The sequence below is a fragment of the Bradyrhizobium sp. genome (assembly GCF_017881085.1).
Classification (GTDB): Bacteria; Pseudomonadota; Alphaproteobacteria; order Rhizobiales; family Xanthobacteraceae; genus Bradyrhizobium.
Map to the genome: position 1 here is coordinate 1 of NZ_JADGRI010000389.1, position 4,377 is coordinate 4,377.

General features: G+C 63.9%; 4 protein-coding genes. All 4 read left to right on the plus strand.

What is annotated here, in order from left to right; genetic code table 11:
- Positions 1–451: ANTAR domain-containing protein (locus tag QZ213_RS25165; RefSeq protein WP_291688775.1), on the plus strand; the 451-nt coding region annotated here is incomplete at its 5' end.
- The gene (locus QZ213_RS25170) at positions 448–1,614 is read left to right on the plus strand and encodes a CmpA/NrtA family ABC transporter substrate-binding protein (protein WP_291688776.1); all 1,167 of its coding nucleotides are present in this window, start codon (positions 448–450) and stop codon (positions 1,612–1,614) included. The genes QZ213_RS25165 and QZ213_RS25170, both read left to right, overlap by 4 nt.
- Before the next feature lie 326 nt (positions 1,615–1,940).
- Positions 1,941–3,722, plus strand: coding sequence for a NirA family protein (locus tag QZ213_RS25175; RefSeq protein WP_291688777.1), 1,782 nt, complete (start codon positions 1,941–1,943; stop codon positions 3,720–3,722).
- Positions 3,719–4,377 (plus strand): (Fe-S)-binding protein (locus QZ213_RS25180; protein WP_291688778.1); only part of this gene is annotated, 659 nt, incomplete at its 3' end. The genes QZ213_RS25175 and QZ213_RS25180, both read left to right, overlap by 4 nt.

The following is a 4,377-nucleotide window of genomic DNA, read 5'->3' on the forward strand; positions in this document are numbered from 1 at the left end:
CTATGCGCTGGATCCCGATGTCATCCTGATCGATCTGGAGAACCCCAGCCGTGACGTGCTCGAACAGATGTTCCAGGTCAGCCGCGCGGTGCGCCGCCCCATTGCGATGTTCGTCGACCAGAGCGACGCGGCATCGATCCAGGCCTCCGTCGACGCCGGTGTTTCCGCCTATATCGTCGACGGGCTGAAGAAAGAGCGCATCAAGCCGATCCTTGACCTCTGCATTTCCCGCTTCAACGCCTTCGCGAAGCTGCAGGGCGAACTCGATCGCGCCAAATCCGCGCTGGAAGACCGCAAGGTGATCGACCGCGCCAAGGGAATCCTGATGAAGCTAAAGGGCCTGACCGAAGACGAGGCTTACGTGCTGCTGCGCTCGACCGCGATGCGCGAGAAAAAGAAGATCGGCGAGATCGCGCAGTCGATCCTGACCGCGTCGGAGTTGCTGAAATGACTCAACCGCTTCGCATAGGCTTCATTCCGCTGGTCGACGCCGCGGCGCTGATCGTCGCCGTCGACAAGGGATTTACCGCAGCCGAAGGGCTCGACGTCACTTTGGTGCGGGAGGTGTCGTGGTCGAACGTCCGCGACAAGCTCAATATCGGCCTGTTCGACGCCGCGCATCTCTTGGCACCCGTCGCGATTGCCTCCAGCCTCGGACTGGGCCACGTCAAGGTGCCGATCGCGGCGCCCTTCAATCTCGGGCTCAACGGCAACGCCATCACGGTGTCCCCGGCGCTGCATGCGGCGATCATGGCGGAAATCGACGGCGACCGGTTGGATCCGATGGCGACGGCGCTGGCGCTGTCGCGCGTGGTCGCCGGGCGGCGCAAGAGCGGTGCGGAGCCGCTGACCTTCGGCATGACCTTTCCGTTCTCGACCCACAACTACCAGCTGCGGTTCTGGATGGCTGCCGGCGGCGTTGACCCGGACGAGGACGTGCGCCTCGTGGTGCTGCCGCCGCCCTACATGGTGGACAGCCTCGCCAACGGTCACGTCGATGCGTTCTGCGTCGGCGCGCCCTGGAATTCGGTCGCGGTCGATCTCGGCGTCGGCCACATCCTTCATTTCGTCTCGGATATTCTGGTGCGCGCGGCGGAAAAGGTGCTCGCGGTGAGGCAGACCTGGTCGGAGAAGAATCCGCAGGTCGTCGCCGCGCTGGTCCGGGCGGCATTCCGCGCCGCAGAGTTCATCGAGCAGCCGCAAAACCGCGCCGAGGCGGCCCGAATCCTCAGCGCTCCGGAGCGGATCGGCGTCGATGCCGACGTGATCCAGCGAACACTCGATGGCCGGCTCAAGATTTCGCCTGATGGAATCATGCGCGAGAGCAGCCGGTATCTGCTGGTGGGGCGCGAAAGTGCGGCGCGGCCCGATCCCGTGCAGGCCGCGTGGCTCTATGCGCAGATGGTGCGCTGGGGACAGACCCCCTTCAGCCCCGAGGCGCTCAAGACCGCCGAGGCGGTTTTCAGGCCGGACCTGTACGACGCGGCGCTGGGACGCGAAGGGAAGGGCGCTGATACGCCAGAGCCGATCGGCGCGTTCGCCGGTCCACCGTTCGATGCCAGCGATATTGGCGCCCATCTGGCGGCGTTCGCGATCGGTCGCCGAATATCCTGAACCAGCACCGTTTGAAACAATATCGAGCGGCGGGTTCGACGGGCTAAAATTTAGGCTGGCTGCCTGAAATTCACTGCCCCGTCCGCGCCAAAGTTCCGCTCTGTTCTCGTAACATATTGAATTGCATGTATATTTTTTTGATTCCCGAATGGCACGCTACTTGAATGTTGCAGTGCAGCCAGCCGTCGCCGATGTCCGCTGGCCACCGTCAAAGATGGATTTCCGCAGCAACGAGGCTGGCCGGACCGCTCTTCGATTTCAGAGCGGTCACGTTTCCTTTCCCGTTGAAGCCACCGATCGTGGCCGCAGGAGCTTCGTCGCCCGCCATGAAAATTGAACCTCTCTCTGTCGACTTTACCGACGAGCAGAAACGCTACCTCGAAGGTTTTGCCACGGGCTTGCAGATCAGCAAGGTCGGGCGAGGCCTCGGCGGCGCCGGCAGGGCAACCAGCGGGCCGAGTGGACCCGATGCCGCGCATATCAAGGCACAGGAAAATGTCATCGCGTCGGGCAGGAAACTCGCCGACCAGGAAAAATTCAAACGCGAGGAACATCCGTTCGACGCCTATCCGCGGCTGAAGGAGCAGGCGCACAACAACGCGCCGCCGTCGCCGGCGGACAATTTTCGCTGGCGCTATTACGGCCTGTTTTACGTCGCGCCGGCGCAGGATTCCTACATGTGCCGCTTGCGGATTCCGAACGGCGTCCTCAAGCACTGGCAATTATCGGGCATGTCCGATCTCGCCGAGGGTTTGTGCGGGCCGTTTGCCCACGTGACCACCCGCGCCAATCTGCAGGTGCGCGAAATTCCGCCGAAGCACGCGGTGGCCCTGATCGAGGGCATTCAGGACCTCGGCCTGTGCTCGCGCGGCTCCGGCGCCGACAATATACGCAACGTCACGGGTACGCCCACCGCCGGCATCGATCCCCAGGAACTGCTCGATACCCGCGAATATGCCCGGGAATGGCACTATCACATCCTCAACGACCGCTCGCTGACGGGACTGCCGCGCAAGTTCAACGTCGCCTTCGACGGCGCAGGCAAGATCGCCGTGCTCGAAGATACCAACGACATTGCCTTCGCCGCGATCGAAGTGAAGGACGGATTTGGCGTGGAGCCCGGCGTCTGGTTTCGGCTGGGCATCGGCGGCATCACCGGCCACAAGGATTTTGCCAGGGAGACCGGCATCATCGTAAGGCCGGCGGACGCGACCAAGATCGCCGACGCCGTCGTCCGCGTGTTCATTGACCTCGGCGACCGCACCAACCGGCTTAAAGCGCGACTGAAATACGTCATCGACGGCATGGGTATGGAGAAATTCCTTACGCTGGTCGAGGAAAAGCTCGGCCATGCCCTGACCCGTGCGCCGGCCGAAGCCCTCACACCGCGACCGGCCTTCGACCGCATGGCGCATATCGGCGTGCACAAGCAAAAGCAGGAAGGCCTGAACTGGATCGGCGTCGCCCTGCCGCTCGGCAAGGTAACCTGCGAGCAGATGCGGGGGTTGGCAAAGATCTCCCACGATCTCGGCGACGGCGATATCCGCCTGACGGTCTGGCAGAACCTCCTGATATCGGGCGTGCGCGACGAGAACGTTGCGCTGGCCGTCGCGGCCATCGAGGCGACAGGCCTTTCAGCCAAGGCGTCGCAGATCCGCGCCGGCCTGATCGCCTGCACCGGCAATGCCGGCTGCAAGTTCGCAGCCTCCGACACCAAGCGCCACGCCGCCGCGATCGGCGACTGGTGCGAGCCGCGGGTCGAGATCGACACGCCGCTCAACATCCATCTCACCGGCTGCCACCATTCCTGCGCGCAGCATTACATTAGCGATATCGGGCTGATCGCCGCCAAGGTTCCGGTCGGCGAGGAAGACGACACCGTCGAGGGCTATCATCTGTTCGCCGGCGGCGGGTTCGGTCCGAACGCCGATGTCGGGCAGGAGGTCTATCACGACCTCAAGGCCGAGGACGCGCCGAGAACCGTGGAAAACTTATTGAAGGCCTATCTGGCCCACCGTTCCTCCTCCGAAGAGACATTCCTGACATTCGCGCGCCGCCACGACGGCGAAACATTGCGCAAGCTCGCTGAAGCAGAGGCTTCCACATGAACCAGATGTCGCCTCCGCCCAAGATCGAAATCATCCCCGCAAGCGCGCCGTTTTCGGAAGCGCAGCGCTCCTGGCTCAACGGCTTCTTTGCTGGACTGCTGTCGACCGATGGTCCGACGCCGCTTTCTACCGACCAGGGCGCCGCCGTTCTGCAAGGCCCGGTCGGCGATGGCGACGACGGCGAAGCGCCCTGGCACGACCAGACCATGCCGATCGCCGACCGCATGAAGCTTGCGGCAGGCCGCCCGATGCGGCGGCGGATGATGGCGGCGATGGCGCAGCAGGATTGCGGCCAGTGCGGCTACAATTGCCAAGACTATTCCGAGGCGATCGCCAGCAAGGCCGAAGCGCGTCTCAATCTCTGCGTCCCCGGCGGCAAGGAAACCGCGCGGATGCTGAAGGCGCTGCATGAGGAGTTGGAAACGGCGCCGGCCGCTTCACGCGGGCCGGAACTCGCGCCCGTGGCACCGGCGCCTGCCGTCATGGCGGAGCCCGGCCGGTCGCGCGACAATCCGGTCGCGGCAACGTTCCTATCGCGCCGCCTGCTCAACAAGCCCGGCTCGGAAAAGGAGACCTGGCACATCGATTTCGATCTCACCGGCTGCGGTCTCGATTATGTCGTCGGCGATTCCTTCGGTATCTTTGCCCGCAACGA

Bases quoted from the DNA above. Each gene is read 5' to 3' on its own strand.
- QZ213_RS25175 (WP_291688777.1), top strand. From the start codon at position 1,941: ATGAAAATTGAACCTCTCTCTGTCGACTTTACCGACGAGCAGAAACGC.
- QZ213_RS25170 (WP_291688776.1), top strand. From the start codon at position 448: ATGACTCAACCGCTTCGCATAGGCTTCATTCCGCTGGTCGACGCCGCG.